Origin of the sequence: Mesorhizobium sp. LMG17149 (genome assembly GCF_024518695.1) — a bacterium.
Classification (GTDB): domain Bacteria; phylum Pseudomonadota; class Alphaproteobacteria; order Rhizobiales; family Rhizobiaceae; genus Mesorhizobium.
On sequence record NZ_JANIFL010000015.1, the window covers coordinates 115,595 to 137,690 of the forward strand.

Genomic DNA, 22,096 nt, shown 5'->3' on the forward strand with positions numbered 1-22,096 from the left:
AGGGGCGGTGCCGGCGTTGAGGAAGTTCACTCGGCCTAAGCGACCTTTTCAGTCCGCGTAAAGCTCGCACGATCGGCGACGCGTGCATACCAGTCCCGAATATCCGCGAACCGCGCCAACAGATCGCGCCCTTGCGTGACCTTGACGAAATAGGCGATGATCGGCGCGGCGTGCAGGTCCGCCAGCGTCAGTTGGTCGCCAAGCAGCCACGGACCTTGTGGCTTCAGCGATCTCAGCACCTTCAGCACCGTCTCGGCCTGAGCAAGGCCGCCGGCGATCAACGCCGAATCCGGCTCAGCCTTCTCCAGCCGCTCGACGGCAACATCCCAAACCATGGCGCGATAGCCATAGGCGTCGAGCATGCCGATGATCTGGCCCATCCTGGCGCGGCCGCGCGCGTCGGCAGGCTGCAGCGCCGGTCCTTCGAAGGCCTCGTCGATATAGCGGGCAATCGCATTGGCCTCGAACAGGCGAAACCCGTCATAACAGAAGGCCGGGATGCGGCCGAACGGATGATGCTCGAAATACCAGGCGGGAATCCCCTCGGCGGCAAAGACATCGACCGGCACAAGCTCGTAGTCGATGCCTTTTTCCGCGAGCACGAGGCGGACGATGCGTACATAGACGCTGTAGTCCGCCCCGTAGACGATGGGCTTGCTCGACGATGTGGTGTTGAACCTATGACCGATGCGGATAACGATCTACTCTTTTATCTTTGCAACGGGCTTGCCATCTTCCCCAATCACGAGCGTGATCTTGCCTCCAAGGTCCGCTGGCGCGGGAGCGACATTGGCGGCTTGCCCCTCATACTTCGGCATGGAGTCCAAAAGCTCTTCGCCCTTGGCACTCTTTAGTCGTTCTTGCTGATCGAACCACATAGCCATTTACATCTACCTGTTTGGCTTAGATCTTGAAATGCAGCGCATCCATGGAAGACAGGTTTGCAATTCGACACGCCTCAAGTCGTTGTCGTTAGCTAATACTGTCGCACACTCAGATCAAGATCGAGGGTAGGCTTTTGGGCGACATGTTTTACGCCATCGCCTTCTGCAGGTTCTCGTCGATCTTGTCGAGGAAACCGGTGGTCGACAGCCAGGGCTGGTCGGGGCCGATCAAGAGCGACAGATCCTTGGTCATGAAGCCGGACTCGACCGTCTGGATGCAGACCTTTTCCAGCGTTTCGGAAAAACGCTTCAGGTCGGCATTGTCGTCGAGCTTGGCGCGGTGCGCGAGGCCACGCGTCCAGGCGAAGATCGAGGCGATCGAGTTGGTCGAGGTTTCCTCGCCTTTCTGGTGCTGGCGGTAGTGGCGGGTGACGGTGCCGTGCGCGGCTTCGGCTTCCACCGTCTTGCCGTCCGGTGTCATCAGCACCGAGGTCATCAGGCCGAGCGACCCAAAACCCTGCGCAACCGTGTCGGACTGCACGTCACCGTCATAGTTCTTGCAGGCCCAGACATAGCCGCCCGACCATTTCAGGGCAGAGGCCACCATGTCGTCGATCAGGCGGTGCTCGTACCACAGCTTCTTCGACTTGAACTCGGCCTCGAACTCGGCCTCGTAGACCTCCTGGAAGATGTCCTTGAAACGACCGTCATAGGCCTTGAGGATGGTGTTCTTGGTCGACAGATAGACCGGATAGTTGCGCAGCAAGCCGTAGTTCAGCGAGGCGCGGGCGAACTCGCGGATCGAGTCGTCGAGATTGTACATGGCCATGGCGACACCGGCGCCGGGCGCGTCGTACACATCGTGCTCTATCACCTGGCCGTCCTCGCCGACGAATTTGATGGTCAGCTTGCCCTTGCCGGGGAAGCGGAAATCGGTGGCGCGGTACTGGTCGCCGAAGGCATGGCGGCCGACGATGATCGGCTTGGTCCAGCCGGGCACCAGGCGCGGCACGTTCTTCATGATGATCGGCTCGCGGAAGATGGTGCCGCCGAGGATGTTGCGGATGGTGCCGTTCGGCGACTTCCACATCTTCTTCAGCTTGAACTCCTCGACGCGCTGTTCGTCGGGGGTGATCGTCGCGCATTTCACGCCGACGCCGTGTTTTTTGATGGCGTTGGCCGAATCGATGGTCACCTGGTCGTTGGTGGCGTCGCGGTGCTCGATGCCGAGGTCGTAATATTCAAGCTTGAGGTCGAGATAAGGGTGGATCAGCTTGTCCTTGATGAACTGCCAGATGATGCGGGTCATCTCGTCGCCGTCGAGTTCGACGACCGGGTTCGCCACCTTGATCTTCGCCATGGAAAGAATGCCTCGTTGCTGGATATGGGACGGCCTTGCCCGCGCGGCATTGGGCCGGGAGATGTCGCCCGTATATCAAAGCGCTTTTGGCCACGCAAACGGCGATCGGTCACGAATTGGAGGCCAGAGCCGTCGTCATTTGCGAATGCTTCATTTTCCCGGCCGAATGTGGCAGGGACGCTGAAATGCCGCAAACAGCAGTTCATTGACAATCATGCCCGTCATCAAAGATCCCGATAGCATTGCAGTCGCCGGCCCGGCGATCATCCTCGTCGAGCCTCAGCTTGGCGAGAACATTGGCATGGTCGCGCGCGCCATGGCCAATTTCGGTCTGTCGGAGCTGCGCCTGGTCAACCCGCGTGATGGTTGGCCGAGCGAGAAGGCGCGCGCGGCGGCCAGCCGCGCCGATCATGTCATCGACGCTGTCACCGTCTTCGACGATCTGGCCTCGGCGCTCGCCGACCTGAACTTTGTCTTCGCCACCACGGCCAGGCAGCGCGACGGCTTCAAATCCGTGCGCGGGCCGGTGGAGGCGGGCAGGCTGCTGCGGGCGCGCCACGTGATGGGCCAGCGCACCGGCATCCTGTTCGGACGCGAACGCTTCGGCCTCTACAATGACGAGGTCGGCCTTGCCGACGAGATCGTCACTTTCCCGGTCGATCCCGATTTCTCCTCGCTCAACATCGCCCAGGCAGCACTTCTGATGTCCTACGAATGGATGAAGTCCGGCCTGGAGGACGAGACCAGGACCAATTTTTCCGGCCCGGACATGAAACCGGCAAGCAAGGAAGAATTGCACGGCCTGTTCGCCTATCTCGAAGGCGCGCTGGAAGCGCGCGGCTATTTCCGGCCGGCGCCGAAGAAGCCGAAAATGGTCGACAATCTGCGTGCGGTGCTGACACGCCCTGGCTTTGCCGAACCGGAGCTGAAGGTGCTGCGCGGCATCATCTCGTCGCTCGACAGGTTTTCGCCGGCGATGCCGCGCGGCGACGGGTCCCCTGGCGACGACCCGCGGCGCTTGCCCGCGGCCGCCGCGCGGGCCCGCAAGGCGGAAGCGGCGCGCCTTGCCGACACCGGCAAGGACGATGACATACCGCCGCTTGGCGGAAAAGGAACCGACAATGACTGAGCGGCCGATCCTGATGTTCGATTCGGGCATCGGCGGGCTTACCGTGCTGCGCGAGGCGCGCGTGCTGATGCCCGACCGCCGCTTCATCTATGTCGCCGACGACGCTGCGTTTCCCTACGGCGCTTGGGAAGAGCCGGCGCTGAGGGCGCATATACTCGAATTGTTCGGCAAATTGCTTGAGCGCTTTGCGCCGGCCATTTCCGTCATCGCCTGCAACACCGCCTCGACGTTGGTGATCGATGCGCTGCGCGATAGATTTCCCGCGCATCCTTTCGTCGGCATGGTGCCTGCGATCAAGCCGGCGGCGGAACGCACGCGCTCAGGGCTGGTTTCGGTGCTGGCGACGCCTGGCACCGTCAAGCGCCAATACACGCGCGACCTGATCAGCAAATGGGCGCAGAAATGCCATGTCCGCCTTGTCGGCAGCGACAGGCTGGCGGGACTGGCTGAGATCTACATGCGTGAGGGCTTCGTCGATGAGGAGGCCGTACGCACCGAGATCACGCCGTGCTTCGTCGAACATGATGCGCTGCGTACGGATATCGTCGTGCTCGCCTGCACACACTACCCCTTTCTGGCCAATCGCATGCGCAAGACGGCGCCCTGGCCGGTCGATTGGCTCGACCCCGCTGAAGCGATTGCGCGCCGGGCGCTGTCGCTTCTCGCCGACATCGATCCGAGCGGTCGTGGCGAGATGCTGCCTGAAGGCCCCGACCTTGCCGTCTTCACATCGAAAAGAGCCGATTTCCCGACCCGTCGCCTGATACAGGGCTTCGGGCTGGCTATGTCGTGATTGCGAAGCGGAACATCACGGCAGTCGTTGCGTTTTTCCCCAGATTCCAACGGGAGAAAGAACCATGCCAGCCACCTCGAAAGCCCAGCAGAAAGCCGCCGGCGCGGCTCTGTCGGCCAAGCGCGGCGAGACCAAGAAGAGCGAACTCCAGGGCGCTTCCAAGGGAATGTACGAATCGATGAGCGAAAAGCAGCTCGAGAAATTCGCCGAGACGAAGCGCAAGGGCCTGCCGGAGAAGAAGTCGAAAGACTAAGGATTAAGCATCCGGAATCAAAGAGCCCGCGGCCAAAACCGCGGGCTTTGAATCGATGTCGGCCGCCTGAGACCGGATAGGAGCCTACCAGCGCCCGCTGCAGCGCTTGATCTTGTAGCGTATGACCTTCTTGTGGCCGTGCCGCCAGATAACCTTCTTCTTGATCACGATGCGACAAGCCTGGTGATGCCGGTGTCCGTGCCAATGCCTGGCCTCCGCCGGCTCCGGTGTCAGGACCGCCATGGATCCCGCCAACACAGCGGCTCCCGTCAGGGTAAGGAAGAATTTCTTCATGCGATTGTAGCTCCTCTGCTCCGGTCCCTTCCTGATGCCGCTGGCGCAACCTCCCGCCACATCCGGCACTGTACTCAACCCAGAGACGCTATATCGTCGCCATGGCCTACGCCAGCCACAAGCTTGACACCGGTTAAATCTCCGTTTAATCAGCGCGCCAACACCGGGCCGCAATGCCCGGTGGTTTTCTTTATGTGCGCAAGATGCGTGGAAATCCAATTCTACTATCTTGTTTGAACTGACGTGTCCCGTGGGTTTTCCGCCGCGTTGCGTGGGAAAACCCTGTCAGGTCTCGAAAACGGAGGCCAGAGGAGGGCGCGTTTCCTTCACCCGGACCATGAGGTTCCGGGTGTATTGTTTTGAAAAGGGAATGCGATGAGCAAGCGCGAATCCGCGAAGTACAAGATCGACCGCCGTCTCGGCGAAAACATCTGGGGCCGCCCGAAGTCCCCGGTCAACAAGCGTGAATACGGTCCCGGCCAGCATGGCCAGCGCCGCAAGGGCAAGCTTTCCGATTTCGGCCTGCAGCTGCGCGCCAAGCAGAAGCTGAAGGGTCACTATGGCGACGTTTCGGAAAAGCAGTTCCGCAAGGTTTATGAAGAGGCTGACCGCCGCAAGGGCGACACCTCGGAGAACCTGATCGGCCTGCTCGAATCGCGTCTCGACGCGGTCGTCTACCGCGCCAAGTTCGTGCCGACCATTTTCGCCGCCCGTCAGTTCGTCAACCACGGCCATGTCAACGTCAACGGCAAGCGCGTCAACATCGGCTCGTATCGCTGCAAGCCGGGCGATGTCGTCGAAGTGCGCGAAAAGTCCAAGCAGCTGGTCATCGTTCTGGAAGCGGTCGGTCTCGCCGAGCGCGACGTGCCGGACTACATCGAAGCCGATCACAACAAGATGGTCGCGACCTTCTCGCGCATCCCTGGCCTGGCGGACGTTCCGTTTGCCGTGCAGATGGAACCGAACCTGGTCGTCGAATTCTACTCGCGCTAAAACGAGCGCGTTCTGCGACACCAAGCAAAGGCCGCCCGTCGAGGCGGCCTTTTCTTTGTCGGTCATGTCCGCTAATCCGGCGCTCTGGCCACTGAAAGCGACATGCCATGAACATGCTTCCAGACATCGAACCGATCGCCGACAGCGAAGGCGGCTTCCATCCGCTGTTCGCCGACGTGCCGTCCTCGGTCGAATTCAACAAATTGCGCAAGCGGCTGCTGCGGCTGACCCGGCAGGCGATCGAGGATTTCTCGATGGTCAAGCCCGGCCAGCGCTGGCTCGTCGCGCTCTCGGGCGGCAAGGATTCCTACGGCCTGCTCGCGGTGCTGCTCGACCTCAAATGGCGCGGGCTCTTGCCGGTCGATCTTCTGGCCTGCAATCTCGACCAGGGCCAGCCGAATTTCCCCAAACATATCCTGCCGGACTATCTCGACAGTCACGGCATTGCGCACCGGATCGAGTATCAGGACACCTATTCCCTCGTCACCGACAAGCTGCCGGCGGGCAGCACCTATTGCTCGCTCTGCTCGCGCCTAAGGCGCGGCCATCTCTACCGCATTGCGCGCGAGGAGGGGTGCTCGGCGCTGGTGCTCGGCCACCATCGTGAGGATATTCTCGAAACCTTCTTCATGAACCTCTTCCATGGCGGCCGTCTCGCCGCCATGCCGCCAAAACTGCTCAACGACGACGGCGACGTCATGGTGCTGCGGCCATTGAGCTACTGCGCCGAGGCCGATCTGGAAAGATTCGCCGCCGCCATGCATTTCCCGATCATTCCCTGCGATCTCTGCGGCAGCCAGGAAGGTCTTCAGCGGAATGCCATGAAGGCGATGCTCGAGGACCTGGAAAAGCGTATGCCCGGCCGCAAGGATACGATGCTGCGCGCGCTGTCGAACAGCAGGCCATCGCACCTGCTCGACAGGAAGCTGTTCGACTTCGCTGCCCTCAACGACACCCTCACCACAAGGCAAGACATTTCCGATGACATTTGACGACACCGCGATCGATTGGCTGGCCGGCATTCTGGCCGAGGCGGCGCTGACCGAGATCATGCCGCGCTTTCGCCGGCTGGGCGATGGCGATGTCAGGCAGAAGACCTCGGCCGCCGACCTTGTGACCGAAGCCGACGTCAATGCCGAGCGGCTCATCACCGCCAGGCTGCTTGAGCGCTACCCCTCAGCGATGGTCGTCGGCGAGGAGGCCTGTTCCGACAATCCGGCGTTGCTCGATGGCTTGGGCGATGCCGATCTGGCCTTCGTCATCGATCCGGTCGACGGCACTTTCAACTTCGCCTCCGGCGTGCCTTTGTTCGGCGTCATGCTGGCGGTCGTGGTCCAGGGCGAGACGGTTGCCGGCATCATCCACGATCCCGTCGGCAAGGACTGGCTGATTGGCGCCAGGGGCGCCGGCAGCCATATCCGGCATGCGCATGGCAGCCTGGAGAAGGTGCATGTCGCGGCACCCGCGCCGATCTCGGAAATGACCGGCTCGGTCTCCTGGCAATATATGCCCGAACCGGAGCGGTCGCGGCTGGCGCGCAACCAGACGAAGATCCTGTCGCAATTCGCCTATCGCTGCGCCGCGCACGAATACCGCCTGCTGGCGAGCGGCCATGCCCACTTCGTGGTCTACAACAAGCTGATGCCGTGGGATCATCTGGCCGGCGTGCTGATCCATGCCGAGGCCGGCGGCCATGCCGCGCGCTTCGACGGCAGCACCTATCTGCCCTCGCATCTCGGCGGCGGCCTGCTTGTCGCGCCAGACCAGGAAAGCTGGCACGAATTGCGTCGCGAGCTTTGGGCGCAATAGGAACGATTCCTGCGTTAGCCGAAGGAGCGGTGCAATTTCACGCAAATCCGGAGGCTCTCGAATGAAACCCCGGTTCGCATTTGTCGCCGCGGCTCTTGCCGCCGCTCTGTCTACCAGTTCCCAGGAAGCAAGATCGCAGGAGCGCAGTTGTCGCAGTTCCGATCCTGTCGATACGATAAGGGAGATGTCGGACGCTATCTATGCCTGCTGGAAACCGCCACCCGGAACCGCGGGCATGTCCCTGACCCTGCGGTTCTCGCTTCGCCGCAACGGCACACTGATCGGCAAGCCTCGCGCCACATATGCCGATCTGGGAACCGATGCCCAGCGCAGCCGTGCCTTCGTGGCATCCATTCTCAGGGCACTCGATGATGCTCTGCCATTGCCCTTTTCGGACAGCATGGGTGAAGCAATCGCGGGGCGTATGCTCGCCCCTCGGTTCACGGCAGCCCTTGAGGGTGCATCCTAATGCAAGTCGGTGATGTGCCCTGAAACGGGCGCGTTCTGCGGCTGGAACATCTTGCCGCGCTCGGCGATGAAGATCATCAGCAGCGCCGCGATCGACACGCTGCAGAAGCCGGCGGCCAGCGGCGTCACCGTGCCATTGAAGGCCTGGCCGATCAGCGTGCCGAGAATGCCGCCGAGAAACGTCTGCATGAAACCGAGGATCGACGACGCCGTGCCGGCCAGTTGCCCGAGCGGCTCCATGGCCAGCGCGTTGAAGTTCGCGCCCAGCGCACCGAACGGAAGCATGGCGCAGGCAAAGAAGGTGATGAACAGCCAGAGCGGCATCTTCATTTCCAGCGAAACGATCAGCCAGGCAAGGCTGATGACCAGGAACAGCAGCAGCGCGCTCTGCGACAGGCGGCGCATGCCGATGCGGCCGACAAGGCGCGAATTCAGAAAGTTGGAGAAGGCGAGCACGCCCGCGACGCCTGCGAAGATGACCGGGAACATCTCGCCGACATGGAAGATGTCGACATAGATCTGCTGCGCCGAAGCGATGAAGCCGAACATGGCGCCGAAGATGAAGGTGCTGGCGAAGGCATAGCAGATCGCAATGCGGTTGGTGAGCACGATGCGAAACCCGCCGACAATGGAGTTGAGTGTCAACGGCCGGCGATGTTCGGGATGCAGCGTTTCAGGAAGGCGCAGCAGCGACCAGGCCGAGACGAGGAGCGCACCGACGGCCATGGTGACGAAGATCCAATGCCAGGTCGCAAACAGCATGATGAACTGGCCGATGCCGGGAGCAATGACCGGTATCGCCATGAACACCATGAAGATCAGCGACATCACCTCGGCCATGCGCCGGCCGTCGAACGTATCGCGCACGATCGATACGGCGATGACGCGGGTGGCGGCCGCACCAATGCCTTGCACGGCCCGGCACAGCAGAAGTGTCTCAAAGCTTGGCGCAATGGCGGCAGCCGCGGCCGCGGCGACATAGATCACCAGCCCGGCGACCAGTGGTGCGCGACGCCCGAAGCGATCCGAGATCGGCCCGAAGAACAACTGTCCGCCGCCGAAGCCCAGAATGTAGGCCGTTATGACGTACTGCCGGTGGTTTTCATTTTCGACGCCGAGCGTGGCGCCGATCTGCTGCAGCGCCGGCAGCATGATGTCGATGGCCAGCGAGTTCAGCGCCATCAGCGCCGCGCACAGGGCGATGAACTCCCAGCGCGGAATGGGCAGTTTGCTTGCCGATTGCGGCGCTGGTTTTGGCTGGTCCACGGCAAGTCCGATCTTTCAAACGAAAATGCGCCGGCGGGCCGGCGCATTGGCTCGTCCTGGTCCTCGGTTCAGGACATGAAAATTGCCGAGGTGGGGCTGCCCCGGGTGCCTGGCGCTCGATGCCCAAAATCAACGTCGATTTTCGGGCATGCACAAAACAGAAATCAGGCGGCGCCTTTGACGCTGACGCCCTTCTCGACGAGGAATGTCTGCAACTCACCGGCCTGGAACATCTCGCGGATGATATCGCAGCCGCCGACGAATTCGCCCTTGACGTAGAGCTGAGGGATCGTCGGCCAGTTGGAGTATTCCTTGATGCCCTGGCGCAGTTCGGCCGAGTCCAGGACGTTCACGCCTTTGTAGTCGGCGCCGATATAGTCGAGGATCTGGACGACCTGGCCGGAAAATCCGCATTGCGGGAAACCGGGCGTGCCCTTCATGAAAAGGACGACGTCGTTGCCCTTCACTTCATTGTCGATGTAGTCGTTGATACCGCTCATGGAATATCCTTTCCCGCCTGTGGGAGTCAGGCTCGAAACATATCCCTTCAAATAAACCCAACGATTGCTCGAAACAAGACGTTAGCCGTGCCGTGGCTGAAATGGCGCAAAGGATGAGCCGTGTTGGGCCAAGCGCTAAGGTCAGTCGGGAACGCTGGTCTGCAAGGCGAGTGCGTGCAGCACGCCGCCCATATTCCCTTTCAGCGCGTCATAGACCATCTGGTGCTGCTGCACGCGGCTTTTCCCCCGAAAGCTCTCGGCCACCACCTCGGCCGCATAATGGTCGCCGTCGCCGGCGAGATCGCGGATCGTCACCTTGGCGTCCGGAATACCGTCCTTGATCAGTTTTTCGATGTCGTGGGCATCCATTGCCATGGCAAAATCCTGTTTCGAGCGGCCGGTGTCAGGCCATAAGATGAGAGTCGGGCGAGCCTAAAGCCTTTCCGGTCCGGATTGAAGCCGTTCTGTCCCACCAACGGCAAGACGGCCCGACGGCTTCAGAGAAAGACTAGGCCGGTGGGCTTGCTTCATCCTCGGCAACTTCGTCGCGTGTCGAGAAAGCACGGCCAAGGCTGAAGGCCAGCACATAAAGCGGCGCGTTGAGCACGAGGCCGACAATGGGGAGATAGCTCGACATTTGCCAAGCCGGTGAGAAGAACCCCTGGCCATAACCGTCGCAGATGAGCGACGAGCCGTACTCCCACAACGCGCCTACGACCATCGCGCTGGCAAAAAGCTTGATGCAGGTGACGATATGCCTTGCCCGTGCCGGATCCGGCGCCAGGCGGTCCCACAGAACCAGGCAGATGATCGGGACCGCGTAGATGAGATTCTGCGCGATGAGCATGGGGATGGCGCCATTGGCCGCGGCAAGGAACTCCGCGCGCGTTTCCAGCCGCATGCACACCTCGCTCGAGGTTGTCGACAGCAGGAAAAAGACGAACGGTCCCAGGAACCAGAAGAAGAACAACGACGGCCAGAAGACGACTGCAATCAGCGCCCGGGCAGCCAGTTTCCTGTGATTGATCATGAGTTTCCCGAAAAACCGTTCCCACTTTTCGGGATCATGCTCTCGTCAACTGGCCTGGTCCATGAAGCGGGGGAACCAGCCTTCGTGCGCCGCGGAGAGTTCGCTGACCGGGATTGCCCTGGCGTCGCCAAGCTTCAGCGCGCTGCCCCCGGTCGAGCCGATCCACGGCGCGAAGATGCCGAGTTCGCCCTGCTGCTTGCGAATGGCGTCCCATTCGTCACCATGCGGATCGATCGACAGCGTCAGCAGATAACGGCCCTGATCCTCGCCGAACCAGACCGGGATCGGGTCGGTGCCGACAAGCCCGGGAACGGTGGCGCCGATTCCGGACGCCATCGCCATCTCGGCAAGTGCAACGGCGACACCGCCATCGGAAACGTCATGCGCCGCTGTGACGATGCCGGATGCGATGAGCGCTCGCACATGGTCGCCGACGCGTTTTTCGTGATCGAGGTCCACCGGCGGCGGCGGGCCATCCGTGCGGCCGTGTACGTCACGCATATAGACCGATTGCCCGAGATGCGTTCCCCAGGACGCCGGTGCGCCGACCAGCAGGATCATCTGGCCCTCGGCCGCAAAGCCGGTCCGCACCATCTTCGACCAGTCGGCGATCAGCCCGACGCCGCCGATGGTCGGGGTTGGCAGGATGCCCTGGCCGTTGGTCTCGTTGTAGAGCGAGACATTGCCGGAGACGATCGGGAAGCCAAGCGCGCGGCAGGCGTCGCCGATGCCCTTCACCGCACCGACCAACTGGCCCATGATCTCGGGCCGTTCCGGATTGCCGAAATTTAGGTTGTCGGTGGCGGCCAGCGGCAGCGCGCCGGTGGCGGTGAGATTGCGCCAGCATTCGGCCACCGCCTGCTTGCCGCCCTCATAGGGGTCGGCCTCGCAATAGCGCGGCGTCACGTCGGAGGAGAAGGCGAGCGCCTTGGTGGCATGGCCTTCGACCCGGACCACACCGGCATCGCCGCCTGGAAGCTGCAGCGAATTGCCCTGGATCAACGTGTCATACTGCTCCCAGACCCAGCGGCGCGAAGACAGGTCGGGCCCGCCGAGCAGCTTCAGCAGCGCGTCGGCAACGTCGGCTGGCGGAATGTCATTGGCTGCCAGCGGCGCCGGCTTCTTCTGTTCGGTCCAAGGCCGATCATATTCAGGAGCCTTGTCGCCAAGATCCTTGATCGGCAGATTGGCGACCTCGTCGCCCTGGTGCAGCACGCGGAAGCGCAGATCGTCGGTGGTCTTGCCGACGATGGCGAAGTCGAGCCCCCATTTGTGGAAGATCGCCTCGGCTTCCTTTTCCTTTTCCGGGCGCAGCACCATCAGCATGCGCTCCTGGCTTTCCGACAGCATCATCTCGTAGGCGCTCATGCGCTCTTCGCGCACCGGCACCTTGTCGAGATCGAGTTCGATGCCGAGGTCGCCCTTGGCGCCCATTTCGACCGCCGAGCAGGTGAGGCCGGCGGCACCCATGTCCTGGATGGCGATGACTGCGCCCGAGGCCATCAGTTCGAGGCTGGCTTCCAGCAGGCACTTTTCGGTGAAGGGGTCGCCGACCTGCACGGTCGGGCGCTTCTCGTCGATCTTGTCGTCGAATTCGGCCGAAGCCATGGTGGCGCCGCCGACGCCGTCGCGGCCGGTCTTGGCGCCGAGATAGACGACCGGCAGGCCGACGCCCTTGGCTTCCGACAGGAAGATCGCATCGGTCTTGGCAAGGCCCGCCGCAAAGGCGTTGACCAGGATGTTGCCATTGTAGCGGGCGTCGAAATTGACCTCGCCGCCGACCGTCGGCACGCCGAAGGCGTTGCCATAGCCGCCGACGCCGGAAACCACGCCTGAAACGAGGTGCCGGGTCTTGGGATGGTCAGGCGCGCCGAAGCGCAGCGCATTCATCGCCGCGATCGGCCGGGCGCCCATGGTGAAGACGTCGCGCAATATGCCGCCGACGCCGGTCGCCGCGCCCTGGTAGGGCTCGATATAGGACGGGTGGTTGTGGCTCTCCATCTTGAAGACGACGCAGTCGCCATCGCCGATGTCGACCACGCCGGCATTCTCGCCCGGCCCCTGGATGACCTGAGGTCCGGTGGTCGGCAGCGTGCGCAACCATTTCTTCGAGGATTTGTAGGAGCAGTGCTCATTCCACATCGCCGAGAAGATGCCGAGTTCGGTGAAGCTCGGCTCGCGCCCGACAAGATCGAGGATGCGCTGATACTCGTCGGGCTTGAGCCCGTGTGAGGCAATGAGCTCGGGGGTGATCGGCACGGAATTGGAAATGGTCATGGGCGGCGATTTATATCCGGGACGTTGGGATTTTGAGTCCCGTCTTATCGCAAGCCTTGCGGCCGATACACCCATGGATTGACGAAAAACGACGGAAAACCGGACAAAGCCACGCAGTGTCAGGAGAAGCTGTCGTAGCCGGCGCGGCCTTCATCGAGAAGTCGCCGGATCGCCGCGACGCCTTCAGCGATATCCCCGCGCTGTCTCGGCTGCGAAACGCCAAAGCGGACGCCATGGAAAACCTGCTCGGAACGGCCGGCCTTGAATTCGTCCTCGTCGTCGATCAGCACGCCGTGCTCCAGGCAGGCGTTCTTGAAGGTGCCGGAAAGCCAGGGGTCGGGCAGGGTCAGCCAGACAAAGGGCACCCTGTCATGCGACTTGACCGCGAAGCCGGCCAAAGTCTCGCGCACGATGGCGATGCGGGCGCCGATTTCGGCGATGCTGCGCTTGCGTATCTCATCCGCCTGACCTGACAGCACCAGCCTTGTATTCACCTCCGCCAGCAGGAAGGGCATGCCGCCGGTTATCATCTTGTGGGCGACACGGATGCGGTGGCGGTAGGCGGGCGGGCAGGAAAGCCAGCCGCCGCGCACGCCGGCTGCGACCGACTTCGACAAGCCGCCGGCGACAATGGTACGTTCAGGCGCATACTCGGCCAGCAATGGTGTCGGATCATCGGTCAGATTGCCATAGAGATCATCCTCGATGAGGATGACATTGTATTCGCGTGCGACATGGGCGATCGCCTCGCGGCGCGCCGCCGACAAGGTGGCCAGCGTCGGATTCTGCGCCGTCGGCATCAGGAAGATCATCTTGGGATGCCTTTGCGCGCAGACGCGCTCGAAATCCTGCGGATCGATGCCTTCATCGTCCGATGCCACCAACGCGGTGCGCCTGCCGATCAAGCCGGCGCTGCGGGAAATTTGTGAGTAGGTGAGGTGCTCGAAGGCAACATAGTCGCCAGGCATGGTGAGCGCCGCGATCGCCGCCATCACCGCGGCATGGGTGCCGAGCGTCGGGACAATGGTGTCGGCATCCGGGCGAAAGGAATTGCGCGCCAACCAGCGGGCGCCGGCTTCGTACCATCGTTCGGGGAAATCCCTAGTGTAGCTCGAAATCTCATGCGGATGGTCCTGCGCCGTGCGCGACAGGACACCGGCGACAATGTCGCCTTGGCCGATATCAGGTGCTGCGGTGCTGTCGAAACGCAGCTTGCCTTTAGGCGCATCGATATAGCGTGTGCCTTCGCCGCCGACGTCCGGAGCCGGAAAATCCGGCTTCGCGCGCTGGCCGAGCACATAGGTTCCACGCCCGACTTCGCCGCTCACCAGCCCACGCTCGCGCAGCAATTGATAGGCCCGGCCGACCGTGCCGACGGTGGTACCGATGTCGTAGGCGAGGTCGCGCTGCGGCGGCAGCTTCGCGCCGGCATCGATCACGCCCCGATCGATGTCCGTCTCGATGGAATCCGCCAGCCGCTGATACAGCGGGCCGGAGCCGGCAGTGAGATCTGGGAGCCAATTTGTCATGGTGACAATTTTCTATATTGCACCGATACATGAGTCAATACATATCAATCGCGTGCCAAAAAGGGTACAATTTAGGACTTTGGCAGAAAGAAAATGAATACAATCGCGACAATACGTCATTCGAGCGCTGCTTTATCAGGCCAATCGACACGCCCGTCGGTTCAGCGCGGCTTTGTCAGCCGCCTTGTGCGCGTGCTGAGGTCGCTGGCAAGATGGATCGACAACCTGCTGGATCGCCGCCGCAGCCGGTTGGCGCTGCTGGAGATGACCGACGATCAGCTCAAGGATATCGGCGTCACGCGCTGCGATGCCCACCGTGAGGGCATCAGGCCGTTCTGGGACTGACCGTGATCCCAAAAGCGGGAACCGGTTTTTGGGAAAGATGGTGGCCCGGGAAATGCGGACAGGAGGTCCGCACGGTTCTAACGGACGCTCGATGCCCTGGTGCGCGCAACGGCATGGTCCGCAAGGACGGCGACCATGCACAGCACGAGAAAAAGTCCGGTGATGGCTGCGGCTGAGATGACGACGCTGGTCGCGCCGTTCTTGGCGATGTCCAGGAAAGGGTAGGGCACCTCGCCGGCAAGCGGCGCCCGCACCAGCGCATAGACCAGATAAGCGATGGGATAGATCACCCACCAGGAAATGTCGCTCCAGCGCGTCCTGCCGTCAGCGCCGGATATCAACCACCACAGCACGAAGAGCACCGGCGTCACATAATGCAGCAGGACGTCGCAGAGCAGGAACAGGCCTTGCGGCTGCCAGAGCCGTGCCAGAACGGTGGCATAGACGATGAACACCAGCGCGATCGAAACCGCCACGCCCGCGCGCATTCGCGGCCCGGCGAAGGCGGGCAACCACGCATAGCCGGAGGGAGACAGCAGCGAGGTATGAACCAGCACCGCGCCGATGTTGGTCAGGATGGTGAAGAAGCTGAAGACGAAAATGACGGAGCCGAGCAGGCTGCGGCCGGCTTCCATCGACGCCGGAATGCTGATGCAGAACTGCAGGATGAGCCCGGCCAGACCGATGACCAGACCCGCGATCTGCAGGAACCGGCCCATGGGCTAGGCCGTCGCGGCGCAGGCCGGATTGCCGGCCTGCCAACGGGCGATGTCCGAGCCGATGCGGGCGCCGAGCGGATCGTTCATCAGCGGTCCGAAGACGTCGACGCGGCTAGAATTGCCTTGCGCCTGCACGACCAGCAAAGGTTTGCCGCCATAGTGCTTGGCTGGCACCAGCAGGAAACGCGGCGTGCCGCTGAACGAATTCAGCTCATTGGCCATCTGGTACGGTTTGAAGGCTGGGTCCTTGCTGGCGATCCAGCATTTGTGGGCAGCGATCGCCACTTGTTCCATGGCCAGCAGCGCAGCACTTTTGCCTGAGGGAACAGGCGTGCTCTTTGGCGTCGACTGGCAGGATGCCAGCACAAAGCCCGCCGCGGCGACCAGCGCGATCGTCTTGCGTCTGATCAAGCGGCACCCATCTCGAGTTCGGACAGAAAAATCTTCAAACCATCGGTCATCTCGCCCCACACACGCGACAATGCCGGATGTTGCGAGGCGATCTGCTGGTAGGCGTCGAATTTGGGATAGGCGTCGAGCAGGTCGTGGCGTCCCGTCATGGCGCGGAAATTGTTGAAGATGAACCGTGTCGGCGTCAGCCAGGCATCGGCGAAGCTGATGTCGTCGCCGAGTGCGAAGGGCCCTTGCGCCATGCGCGCCTCGATCGCCGCCAGTCCATGATGCAGGCGGGCAAATTGGGCGTCGATCTCGACATTGTTGCGCTTCGGCACGAAATGAAGCTCGAAAAGCTTCATCATCGGGGTCAGCACATCGAGATCGGTGATGCGGGCGAACATACGCACCAGCGCGCGATCCTTGGAATCGGGCGGCAGCAGCGCCGGTTCCGGAAACCGTTCCTCGAGATATTCGGCGATGACCACCGATTCGACGATCGTCTCGCCCGAGCCGGTGATCAGCACCGGAATCCGGTTCATCGGTGAGATGGCGCGAAACTCTTCCGGGATGGGAAAACCGGGTGGCGGCGCGATGATCTTGAGTGGTACGTCCTTGATGTAGGCCAGTGCCCGCACGATCGACGAGTAGGGCGACAACGGCCGCGAATAGAGTTTCATGACCGTCTCTCTCCCCAATGAACCAGACTTGCTCCAAAGAGACAGGAATATCCGGCTGTTTTCAAGCTGTTCGCTTCGATATCGTCAGGCGGCGATGCCGAGGGCGCTCTCGAACAGTCCGCGGCCGTCGGTACCGCCATGGGCTGCTTCGATCAGGTTTTCCGGGTGCGGCATCAGCCCGAGCACATTGCCTTGGCTGTTGACGATGCCGGCAATGTCGTTGATCGAGCCGTTGGGGTTGGTGCCCTCGGCATAGCGGAACACCACCTGGCCTTCGCCTTCGAGGCGGGCAAGCGTGTCGGCGTCGGCGAAATAATTGCCGTCATGATGCGCGACCGGCGAGCGGATGATCTGGCCCGGCTGATAGCGGCGGGTGAACATGGTGTTGGCATTGGTGATTTCGAGTTTCACCTGCCGGCAGACGAATTTCAGCGAGGTGTTGCGCATCAAGGCGCCCGGCAACAGGCCGGCCTCGACCAGGATCTGGAAACCGTTGCAGACGCCGATGACCGTAACGCCGGCGGCCGCTTTGTCGGCCACCGCCCGCATGACCGGCATGCGCGCGGCGATCGCGCCGCAGCGCAGATAGTCGCCGAAGGAAAAGCCGCCCGGAATGGCGATCAGGTCGACATCGGGGATTTCGGTATCGGTCTGCCAGACGGTGACCGGGGGTGTTCCCGAAATCTTGGTCAACGCCGCGATCATGTCGCGGTCGCGGTTGAGGCCGGGCAGGAGGACGACGGCTGATTTCATTTTGGTTCGTAAGGCCTCTGGGCTTCGGCGAGCTCGCGCAGGTCGAGACGCTGCTCAATCCGTTCAAGACGTTGATCAATACGGCCTGTTATCGCGTAGATATTGTTGACGTCCGTTTGCGTACTCAACGCCTGCAACCTGATCGCGACAATCTCGTGCTTGACTTCGCCCAGGCCACTCTCAAGTCGATCCATTCGTGAATGGATTTTCTTGAGAAGCTCGTACATCAGTTCATTCGTGACTTCAGGCATACGTGCCTCCGGCACAACCTTAGGTAAGCGTCACACTATAATTCTCAATCACCGTGTTCGCCAGCAGCTTGTCGCACATGGCCTTGAGGTCGGCTTCGGCCTTGGCCTTGTCACTTTCGGCCAGCTCGACGTCGAAAACCTTGCCCTGCCGCACCGCGCCGACGCCGCCGAAGCCAAGGCCCGACAATGCGTGTTCTATCGCCTTGCCCTGCGGGTCGAGCACGCCGTTCTTGAGGGTGACGGTAATGCGGGCCTTGATCACGCTGGACATGCTCCTGTTCTGAGTATCGGGAGGCAAGCCGCGATCAGTGCGGCTTGCCTTTGAGGCCGTCGGTCGAGGCGACAAGCACCGGGCCGGTTGGGCGCGGCGGTTCGTTCTCGTTCATGATGCCGAGGCGGCGGGCAACTTCCTGGTAAGCCTCGACGAGGCCGCCCATGTCGCGGCGGAAACGGTCCTTGTCGAGCTTGTCCTGCGTCGCCACGTCCCACAGGCGGCAGGAATCCGGCGAGATCTCGTCGGCAACGACAATGCGCATCATGTCGCCTTCGAACAGCCGGCCGCATTCGATCTTGAAGTCGACGAGCTGGATGCCGACGCCCATGAACAGGCCGGAGAGGAAGTCGTTGACGCGGATGGCCAGCGCCATGACGTCGTCGATCTCCTGCGGGCTCGCCCAGCCGAACGCGGTGATGTGCTCTTCCGACACCATCGGATCGTCGAGCGCGTCGGCCTTGTAATAGAATTCGATGATCGAGCGCGGCAGAACGGTGCCTTCCTCGATGCCGAGCCGCTTGGACAGCGAACCGGCGGCGACATTGCGCACCACCACTTCGAGCGGAATAATCTCGACTTCCTTGATCAGCTGCTCGCGCATGTTCAGCCGGCGGATGAAATGGGTCGGAATGCCCATGCGGTTCAAATGGTTGAAGATGTACTCGGAAATGCGGTTGTTGAGGACACCCTTGCCGTCGATGACCTCGTGCTTCTTCTTGTTGAACGCGGTGGCGTCATCCTTGAAGAACTGGATAAGCGTGCCCGGTTCGGGTCCCTCATAGAGTATCTTGGCCTTGCCTTCATAAATGCGGCGGCGATTTTTCATCTGGATTTTTCTCTGGGGTTCCGGACAGGGCGGTATCAGACCATTTCCTGTCCGTCTGCCTGAAATAGTGCGGCTACGGTAGGGTTCAATGCCGGGTCTATCCCAATCACATCGTTTGCTCAATCGGCAAATCCTTCCAATCAACCGCTTTCGGGACTGAAATGCCGCAGCGCAGCATGCGATGAAGCGTATTGACCGACCCGCGACCTTTTGGTTTGTGCTTTGGCAACGCACATATTCACCGCCAACGAATCGAATTTGACCGGAGGGACGCCATGAGCAGCATGAAAGACCGCGAAGAGGGCTTTGAGCGCAAATTCGCATTCGACGAGGAGCTTCGGTTCAAGGCCTCGGCGCGCCGCAACAAGGCGCTCGGCCTGTGGGCCGCCGAAAAGCTCGGAAAGTCCGGCGCCGATGCCGACGCCTATGCCAAGGAAGTGGTTATCTCCGACATCGAGGAAGCCGGCGACCACGACGTGTTCCGCAAGATCCGCGGGGATTTCGACGCGGCCGGCGTCGAGCAGTCGGACCACCAGATCCGCCGCACCATGGACGAGCTGATGGCGCAAGCGATCGAGCAGATCAAGAACACCTGATCCGGGCCATGCGCTGATCCCGGCATACGCTGGACCAATCGACCGCCCGGCCTATCCGGGCGGTTTTTCTTTGCCTTTGTCGCGATTTCCGGCTGAAACTGCCGGAGTTAACAAGGAAAGTATCCATGTCCCTGAAGTCCCGCCTCGCGGCCGACGAAACGCTGTTCACCGCATGGTCCGGCGTGCCGGATGCCTTGACCGTCGAGATCGTCGCCAAGCAGGGCTTCGATGCCGTCACGCTCGACATGCAGCATGGCGGCCATCACGAAGACAGCGTGCTGCGTGGCCTGGTGCCGGTGCTCGCTACCGGCAAGCCGGCGCTGGTGCGCATTCCCGTTGGCCGTTTCGACATGGCAAGCCGCGCGCTCGATTTCGGCGCCGAAGCGGTCATCGCGCCGATGGTGAACTCGGTTGCCGACGCAAAACTGTTCGCCGCCGCCATGAAATACCCACCGCTCGGCGAGCGCTCCTGGGGGCCGACTTACGCTTTTCCGCGTCACGGCCAAGGCGACCAGGCCGACTGGCTGCGCGACACCAACCAGCGCACCATGGCCTTCGCCATGGTCGAGACGCGTGCGGCCCTCGATGCGCTCGACGGCATCCTCGACACGCCCGGCATCGACGGCATCTTCCTCGGCCCATCGGATTTCTCGATCGCCTGGAGCAATGGCGCCACGGTCAATTCGACGCTGGAAAGCATGATGGAGACTGTGGCATCGGTGGCCGAGCGCACCCGCAAGGCCGGCAAACACGCGGCGATCTACGTTGTCGAGCCGGCAATTGCCGGCCGTGTCGTGTCGATGGGCTATCGCCTGCTGGCCATGGGCTCCGAGCATTCGCTGATCGGGCTTGGGGCAAAAACGCTGATCAAGAGCGTCCGCGATTCGATCGGGTCCTGAAGAAACTCAGGGTTTCAAATCCGTCAGGAATTTGGCAAAGGTCATTGAACCTTCGGGCCACGGCCCGAAGCCTGAATCCGCGTTCAGATGACCGGTCTCACCGGCATCGATGAACAGCGAGCCCCATGCACCGGCAATGTCTTCGGCGACATCGAAGGCGCAGAACGGATCGTTGCGGCTGGCGATCACGATCGAGGCAAAGGGCAGCGGCTCACGCGGGTAGGGGCCGAAGGTCATCAGGTGCCTGGGCCTGATCTCGGGATTGGCGACATCGGGCGGTGCCACGAAGAAGGCTCCCGCAACGGGCTTGCGGAACTGCGGAATGGCTTGCACCGCCGCGGCGACGCCGAGCGAGTGCGCCACCAGGACGACCGGCCGCTCGGCCTCGTTGACCGCTCTGGCGACGCTCGCCGTCCAGTCCTCGCGCACCGGCTTCGACCACTCCGCCTGTTCGACGCGGCGCGCCGTCGACAGCTTCGACTGCCAGCGGCTCTGCCAATGGTCGGGGCCGGAATTGGTGTAGCCCGGCACGATGAGGATATCTGCGTCTCTGACCTTCATGGCGCTGAGATAGCGAGCGGCATCGCTTCGTGCAACCGGCAGGAACGCCACTTTTGATCACAATAGTGAACACCATGTTCGCTTGTTGGCGTCTTGTGTGAACGATGCCGATGGACGATCTGTGGTCAGGAAAAGAAACAGCCGTGCGCGGGAATCCTGACTTTGGAACTGACACGACGTACAATGATCGGCGGAGTGGGGCTTCTCGCTTTGGGAGCTTCATCGCAGGCTGGTCGAACGGAGCATTTGATGAGCGAGTTGCCTTTTGCCGCCACCACCCCGGTCAGCGTTGCCCGCGTCGGGCTGAAGGCGCGCGACGCGGAAAGCCTTGCCGCATATTATCGCGAAATTGTCGGTCTGCAGGAGTTGAGCCGTGCCGATGGCGCGATCACCCTGGGCGCCGCCAACCGTCCCTTGTTGGTGCTTGAGCAGGACGCTTCAGCCAAGCCGGATGATCCGCGCAGCGCCGGGCTGTTCCACACCGCCTTCCTGCTGCCCAGCCGCGCCGACCTCGGCCGCTGGATCAACCACGCCATATCAAACAAGATCGCGATCGAGGGCGCTTCCGACCATCTGGTCAGCGAAGCTCTGTACCTGACCGATCCCGAAGGCAATGGCATCGAGATCTATGCCGACCGCCGTGCGCAGGACTGGAAGTGGAATGGCGACAAGATTGCCATGGCGACAGAACGGCTGAACATTCCGTCCGTCGTTGCCGAAGTGCCGGCGGGTGATGCCGGCTGGCAGGGTACGCCGGAAAACAGCATCGTCGGCCACGTCCACCTGCGTGTCGGCAGGCCGGAAGAAGCCGAAGCCTGGTGGAACCAGGAATTCGGCTTCGACACCATGGCCAAATACGGTGGCCAGGCGGTGTTCCTGTCGTCGGGCGGCTATCACCACCACATCGGCGCCAACGCCTGGCAGAGTTCAGGCGCCGGCCGCCGCGATTCGAGCCGGTCGGGCCTTGCCTGGGTCGAGATGCGTTCGGACAAGGTGACGAGCCCGGCAACCCGCGAAGATCCGTGGGGCACGGTGATCAGGACTGTTCCCGCCAAGGCTTGAGAGCGTCTTTCTCCCCGTCACTATACGGGGAGAAATGCCCGGCTGTCCGAACCGGATAGATAGGTAACAGAATGGACCGATAGCATGGGTGACAGTTTTCTTGTCCGCCGGGAGGACCGGCGATGGTTTGGCGAGAGACTGGCATCATGGAT

At 62.0% G+C, this 22,096-nt stretch carries 29 protein-coding genes; 11 read left to right on the forward strand and 18 right to left on the reverse strand.

What is annotated here, in order from left to right:
• Positions 1-35: 35 nt before the first annotated feature.
• The 3 genes from NP945_RS29310 to NP945_RS29320 all read right to left on the reverse strand — a co-directional run bounded on the left by NP945_RS29310 (position 36) and on the right by NP945_RS29320 (position 2,244).
• Positions 36-689, reverse strand: coding sequence for a glutathione S-transferase family protein (locus NP945_RS29310; protein ID WP_256748278.1), 654 nt, complete (start codon positions 687-689; stop codon positions 36-38).
• 12 nt (positions 690-701) lie between these two features.
• Entirely contained in the window at positions 702-884 is a 183-nt protein-coding gene (locus NP945_RS29315) for a hypothetical protein (RefSeq protein ID WP_256748264.1), read from the reverse strand.
• 148 nt (positions 885-1,032) lie between these two features.
• Positions 1,033-2,244 carry an NADP-dependent isocitrate dehydrogenase gene (locus NP945_RS29320; RefSeq protein WP_127321786.1) on the reverse strand — a complete coding sequence of 404 codons (1,212 nt, stop codon included), beginning with the start codon at positions 2,242-2,244 and terminating at the stop codon, positions 1,033-1,035.
• A gap of 214 nt (positions 2,245-2,458) precedes the next feature.
• Between NP945_RS29320 and NP945_RS29325 the strand changes: the two genes are divergently transcribed.
• From NP945_RS29325 to NP945_RS29335, 3 genes are all read left to right on the forward strand, one after another.
• Positions 2,459-3,373: an RNA methyltransferase gene (locus tag NP945_RS29325; RefSeq protein WP_256748265.1), complete on the forward strand. Its 915-nt coding sequence runs from the start codon at positions 2,459-2,461 to the stop codon at positions 3,371-3,373.
• Entirely contained in the window at positions 3,366-4,166 is an 801-nt protein-coding gene (gene murI, locus NP945_RS29330; RefSeq protein ID WP_127810652.1) for a glutamate racemase, read from the forward strand. Before NP945_RS29325 ends, murI begins: the two co-directional genes overlap by 8 nt.
• A 64-nt stretch (positions 4,167-4,230) precedes the next feature.
• Positions 4,231-4,419 carry a DUF3008 family protein gene (locus tag NP945_RS29335; protein WP_256748266.1) on the forward strand — a complete coding sequence of 63 codons (189 nt, stop codon included), beginning with the start codon at positions 4,231-4,233 and terminating at the stop codon, positions 4,417-4,419.
• A gap of 84 nt (positions 4,420-4,503) precedes the next feature.
• Here the strand turns inward: NP945_RS29335 and NP945_RS29340 are convergent, their stop codons facing one another.
• Complete coding sequence (locus NP945_RS29340; RefSeq protein ID WP_127271832.1) at positions 4,504-4,713, reverse strand: hypothetical protein; 210 nt, start codon at positions 4,711-4,713, stop codon at positions 4,504-4,506.
• Positions 4,714-5,088: 375 nt separating this feature from the next.
• On the opposite strand from NP945_RS29340, the gene rpsD reads away from it, so the two are divergent.
• The 4 genes from rpsD (at position 5,089) to NP945_RS29360 (ending at position 7,984) form a co-directional block, all read left to right on the forward strand.
• Positions 5,089-5,706 carry a 30S ribosomal protein S4 gene (gene rpsD, locus NP945_RS29345; RefSeq protein WP_023759539.1) on the forward strand — a complete coding sequence of 206 codons (618 nt, stop codon included), beginning with the start codon at positions 5,089-5,091 and terminating at the stop codon, positions 5,704-5,706.
• A 107-nt stretch (positions 5,707-5,813) separates the two neighbouring features.
• The gene (gene ttcA / locus NP945_RS29350) at positions 5,814-6,698 is read left to right on the forward strand and encodes a tRNA 2-thiocytidine(32) synthetase TtcA (RefSeq protein ID WP_256748267.1); all 885 of its coding nucleotides are present in this window, start codon (positions 5,814-5,816) and stop codon (positions 6,696-6,698) included.
• Positions 6,688-7,515: an inositol monophosphatase family protein gene (locus NP945_RS29355; protein WP_127272588.1), complete on the forward strand. Its 828-nt coding sequence runs from the start codon at positions 6,688-6,690 to the stop codon at positions 7,513-7,515. The genes ttcA and NP945_RS29355 overlap by 11 nt, the downstream gene beginning before the upstream one ends.
• Before the next feature lie 235 nt (positions 7,516-7,750).
• Complete coding sequence (locus NP945_RS29360; RefSeq protein ID WP_236382783.1) at positions 7,751-7,984, forward strand: hypothetical protein; 234 nt, start codon at positions 7,751-7,753, stop codon at positions 7,982-7,984.
• On the opposite strand, the gene NP945_RS29365 is transcribed toward NP945_RS29360, so the two are convergent.
• The 6 genes from NP945_RS29365 to NP945_RS29390 all read right to left on the reverse strand — a co-directional run bounded on the left by NP945_RS29365 (position 7,981) and on the right by NP945_RS29390 (position 14,585).
• On the reverse strand, positions 7,981-9,249 hold the full coding sequence (locus tag NP945_RS29365; protein WP_127269497.1) for a multidrug effflux MFS transporter: 1,269 nt from the start codon (positions 9,247-9,249) through the stop codon (positions 7,981-7,983). The genes NP945_RS29360 and NP945_RS29365 overlap by 4 nt on opposite strands.
• A 164-nt stretch (positions 9,250-9,413) precedes the next feature.
• Complete coding sequence (grxD, locus tag NP945_RS29370; protein WP_006332883.1) at positions 9,414-9,749, reverse strand: Grx4 family monothiol glutaredoxin; 336 nt, start codon at positions 9,747-9,749, stop codon at positions 9,414-9,416.
• A gap of 141 nt (positions 9,750-9,890) precedes the next feature.
• Positions 9,891-10,124, reverse strand: coding sequence for a BolA/IbaG family iron-sulfur metabolism protein (locus NP945_RS29375; protein WP_010909092.1), 234 nt, complete (start codon positions 10,122-10,124; stop codon positions 9,891-9,893).
• Positions 10,125-10,257: 133 nt separating this feature from the next.
• Complete coding sequence (locus NP945_RS29380; RefSeq protein ID WP_256748268.1) at positions 10,258-10,779, reverse strand: hypothetical protein; 522 nt, start codon at positions 10,777-10,779, stop codon at positions 10,258-10,260.
• Positions 10,780-10,824: 45 nt separating this feature from the next.
• Positions 10,825-13,056 (reverse strand): phosphoribosylformylglycinamidine synthase subunit PurL, encoded by a 2,232-nt coding sequence (purL, locus tag NP945_RS29385; protein WP_256748269.1) that lies wholly within the window; start codon positions 13,054-13,056, stop codon positions 10,825-10,827.
• A gap of 119 nt (positions 13,057-13,175) precedes the next feature.
• On the reverse strand, positions 13,176-14,585 hold the full coding sequence (locus NP945_RS29390) for a PLP-dependent aminotransferase family protein (RefSeq protein ID WP_256748270.1): 1,410 nt from the start codon (positions 14,583-14,585) through the stop codon (positions 13,176-13,178).
• A gap of 93 nt (positions 14,586-14,678) precedes the next feature.
• On the opposite strand from NP945_RS29390, the gene NP945_RS29395 reads away from it, so the two are divergent.
• Entirely contained in the window at positions 14,679-14,930 is a 252-nt protein-coding gene (locus tag NP945_RS29395; protein ID WP_256748271.1) for a DUF1127 domain-containing protein, read from the forward strand.
• A 77-nt stretch (positions 14,931-15,007) separates the two neighbouring features.
• On the opposite strand, the gene NP945_RS29400 is transcribed toward NP945_RS29395, so the two are convergent.
• The 7 genes from NP945_RS29400 to purC form a co-directional block, all read right to left on the reverse strand.
• Positions 15,008-15,649 carry a Pr6Pr family membrane protein gene (locus NP945_RS29400; protein WP_256748272.1) on the reverse strand — a complete coding sequence of 214 codons (642 nt, stop codon included), beginning with the start codon at positions 15,647-15,649 and terminating at the stop codon, positions 15,008-15,010.
• Between the two features lie 3 nt (positions 15,650-15,652).
• Complete coding sequence (locus NP945_RS29405) at positions 15,653-16,060, reverse strand: hypothetical protein (RefSeq protein ID WP_256748273.1); 408 nt, start codon at positions 16,058-16,060, stop codon at positions 15,653-15,655.
• Positions 16,057-16,722, reverse strand: coding sequence for a glutathione S-transferase family protein (locus tag NP945_RS29410; RefSeq protein ID WP_027036975.1), 666 nt, complete (start codon positions 16,720-16,722; stop codon positions 16,057-16,059). The genes NP945_RS29405 and NP945_RS29410 overlap by 4 nt, the downstream gene beginning before the upstream one ends.
• 84 nt (positions 16,723-16,806) lie before the next feature.
• Positions 16,807-17,475, reverse strand: coding sequence for a phosphoribosylformylglycinamidine synthase subunit PurQ (gene purQ, locus NP945_RS29415; protein WP_256748274.1), 669 nt, complete (start codon positions 17,473-17,475; stop codon positions 16,807-16,809).
• Positions 17,472-17,726, reverse strand: coding sequence for a hypothetical protein (locus NP945_RS29420; protein ID WP_256748275.1), 255 nt, complete (start codon positions 17,724-17,726; stop codon positions 17,472-17,474). The genes purQ and NP945_RS29420 overlap by 4 nt, the downstream gene beginning before the upstream one ends.
• A 19-nt stretch (positions 17,727-17,745) precedes the next feature.
• Positions 17,746-17,988, reverse strand: coding sequence for a phosphoribosylformylglycinamidine synthase subunit PurS (purS, locus tag NP945_RS29425; protein ID WP_027028126.1), 243 nt, complete (start codon positions 17,986-17,988; stop codon positions 17,746-17,748).
• A 43-nt stretch (positions 17,989-18,031) separates the two neighbouring features.
• Positions 18,032-18,826 (reverse strand): phosphoribosylaminoimidazolesuccinocarboxamide synthase, encoded by a 795-nt coding sequence (purC, locus tag NP945_RS29430; protein WP_013532127.1) that lies wholly within the window; start codon positions 18,824-18,826, stop codon positions 18,032-18,034.
• Between the two features lie 275 nt (positions 18,827-19,101).
• On the opposite strand from purC, the gene NP945_RS29435 reads away from it, so the two are divergent.
• Together NP945_RS29435 and NP945_RS29440 are read left to right on the forward strand one after the other, a co-directional pair.
• Positions 19,102-19,422, forward strand: coding sequence for a DUF1476 domain-containing protein (locus NP945_RS29435; RefSeq protein WP_013532126.1), 321 nt, complete (start codon positions 19,102-19,104; stop codon positions 19,420-19,422).
• Between the two features lie 125 nt (positions 19,423-19,547).
• A complete protein-coding gene (locus tag NP945_RS29440) occupies positions 19,548-20,321 on the forward strand; it encodes an HpcH/HpaI aldolase/citrate lyase family protein (RefSeq protein ID WP_027036971.1) in 774 nt (257 codons plus the stop codon).
• A 6-nt stretch (positions 20,322-20,327) separates the two neighbouring features.
• Here NP945_RS29440 and NP945_RS29445 read toward each other — a convergent pair whose 3' ends face one another.
• Positions 20,328-20,882, reverse strand: a complete 555-nt coding sequence (locus NP945_RS29445) for an alpha/beta hydrolase (protein ID WP_256748279.1) — start codon at positions 20,880-20,882, stop codon at positions 20,328-20,330.
• Positions 20,883-21,131: 249 nt separating this feature from the next.
• Between NP945_RS29445 and NP945_RS29450 the strand changes: the two genes are divergently transcribed.
• Positions 21,132-21,944 (forward strand): VOC family protein, encoded by an 813-nt coding sequence (locus NP945_RS29450; protein WP_256748276.1) that lies wholly within the window; start codon positions 21,132-21,134, stop codon positions 21,942-21,944.
• Positions 21,945-22,096 lie beyond the last annotated feature (152 nt).

Excerpts from the sequence above, each read along its gene's own strand:
- NP945_RS29450 (WP_256748276.1), top strand. The coding sequence starts at position 21,132 with ATGAGCGAGTTGCCTTTTGCCGCCACCACCCCGGTCAGCGTTGCCCGC.
- NP945_RS29320 (WP_127321786.1), bottom strand. The coding sequence starts at position 2,244 with ATGGCGAAGATCAAGGTGGCGAACCCGGTCGTCGAACTCGACGGCGAC.
- NP945_RS29410 (WP_027036975.1), bottom strand. The coding sequence starts at position 16,722 with ATGAAACTCTATTCGCGGCCGTTGTCGCCCTACTCGTCGATCGTGCGG.
- NP945_RS29390 (WP_256748270.1), bottom strand. The coding sequence starts at position 14,585 with ATGACAAATTGGCTCCCAGATCTCACTGCCGGCTCCGGCCCGCTGTAT.
- NP945_RS29435 (WP_013532126.1), top strand. The coding sequence starts at position 19,102 with ATGAGCAGCATGAAAGACCGCGAAGAGGGCTTTGAGCGCAAATTCGCA.
- NP945_RS29335 (WP_256748266.1), top strand. The coding sequence starts at position 4,231 with ATGCCAGCCACCTCGAAAGCCCAGCAGAAAGCCGCCGGCGCGGCTCTG.
- rpsD (WP_023759539.1), top strand. The coding sequence starts at position 5,089 with ATGAGCAAGCGCGAATCCGCGAAGTACAAGATCGACCGCCGTCTCGGC.
- purQ (WP_256748274.1), bottom strand. The coding sequence starts at position 17,475 with ATGAAATCAGCCGTCGTCCTCCTGCCCGGCCTCAACCGCGACCGCGAC.
- NP945_RS29440 (WP_027036971.1), top strand. The coding sequence starts at position 19,548 with ATGTCCCTGAAGTCCCGCCTCGCGGCCGACGAAACGCTGTTCACCGCA.
- grxD (WP_006332883.1), bottom strand. The coding sequence starts at position 9,749 with ATGAGCGGTATCAACGACTACATCGACAATGAAGTGAAGGGCAACGAC.
- NP945_RS29420 (WP_256748275.1), bottom strand. The coding sequence starts at position 17,726 with ATGCCTGAAGTCACGAATGAACTGATGTACGAGCTTCTCAAGAAAATC.
- murI (WP_127810652.1), top strand. The coding sequence starts at position 3,366 with ATGACTGAGCGGCCGATCCTGATGTTCGATTCGGGCATCGGCGGGCTT.
- NP945_RS29315 (WP_256748264.1), bottom strand. The coding sequence starts at position 884 with ATGGCTATGTGGTTCGATCAGCAAGAACGACTAAAGAGTGCCAAGGGC.
- ttcA (WP_256748267.1), top strand. The coding sequence starts at position 5,814 with ATGAACATGCTTCCAGACATCGAACCGATCGCCGACAGCGAAGGCGGC.
- NP945_RS29340 (WP_127271832.1), bottom strand. The coding sequence starts at position 4,713 with ATGAAGAAATTCTTCCTTACCCTGACGGGAGCCGCTGTGTTGGCGGGA.
- NP945_RS29445 (WP_256748279.1), bottom strand. The coding sequence starts at position 20,882 with ATGAAGGTCAGAGACGCAGATATCCTCATCGTGCCGGGCTACACCAAT.
- NP945_RS29325 (WP_256748265.1), top strand. The coding sequence starts at position 2,459 with ATGCCCGTCATCAAAGATCCCGATAGCATTGCAGTCGCCGGCCCGGCG.
- purL (WP_256748269.1), bottom strand. The coding sequence starts at position 13,056 with ATGACCATTTCCAATTCCGTGCCGATCACCCCCGAGCTCATTGCCTCA.
- purC (WP_013532127.1), bottom strand. The coding sequence starts at position 18,826 with ATGAAAAATCGCCGCCGCATTTATGAAGGCAAGGCCAAGATACTCTAT.
- NP945_RS29355 (WP_127272588.1), top strand. The coding sequence starts at position 6,688 with ATGACATTTGACGACACCGCGATCGATTGGCTGGCCGGCATTCTGGCC.
- NP945_RS29395 (WP_256748271.1), top strand. The coding sequence starts at position 14,679 with ATGAATACAATCGCGACAATACGTCATTCGAGCGCTGCTTTATCAGGC.
- NP945_RS29400 (WP_256748272.1), bottom strand. The coding sequence starts at position 15,649 with ATGGGCCGGTTCCTGCAGATCGCGGGTCTGGTCATCGGTCTGGCCGGG.
- NP945_RS29380 (WP_256748268.1), bottom strand. The coding sequence starts at position 10,779 with ATGATCAATCACAGGAAACTGGCTGCCCGGGCGCTGATTGCAGTCGTC.
- NP945_RS29375 (WP_010909092.1), bottom strand. The coding sequence starts at position 10,124 with ATGGCAATGGATGCCCACGACATCGAAAAACTGATCAAGGACGGTATT.
- NP945_RS29360 (WP_236382783.1), top strand. The coding sequence starts at position 7,751 with ATGTCCCTGACCCTGCGGTTCTCGCTTCGCCGCAACGGCACACTGATC.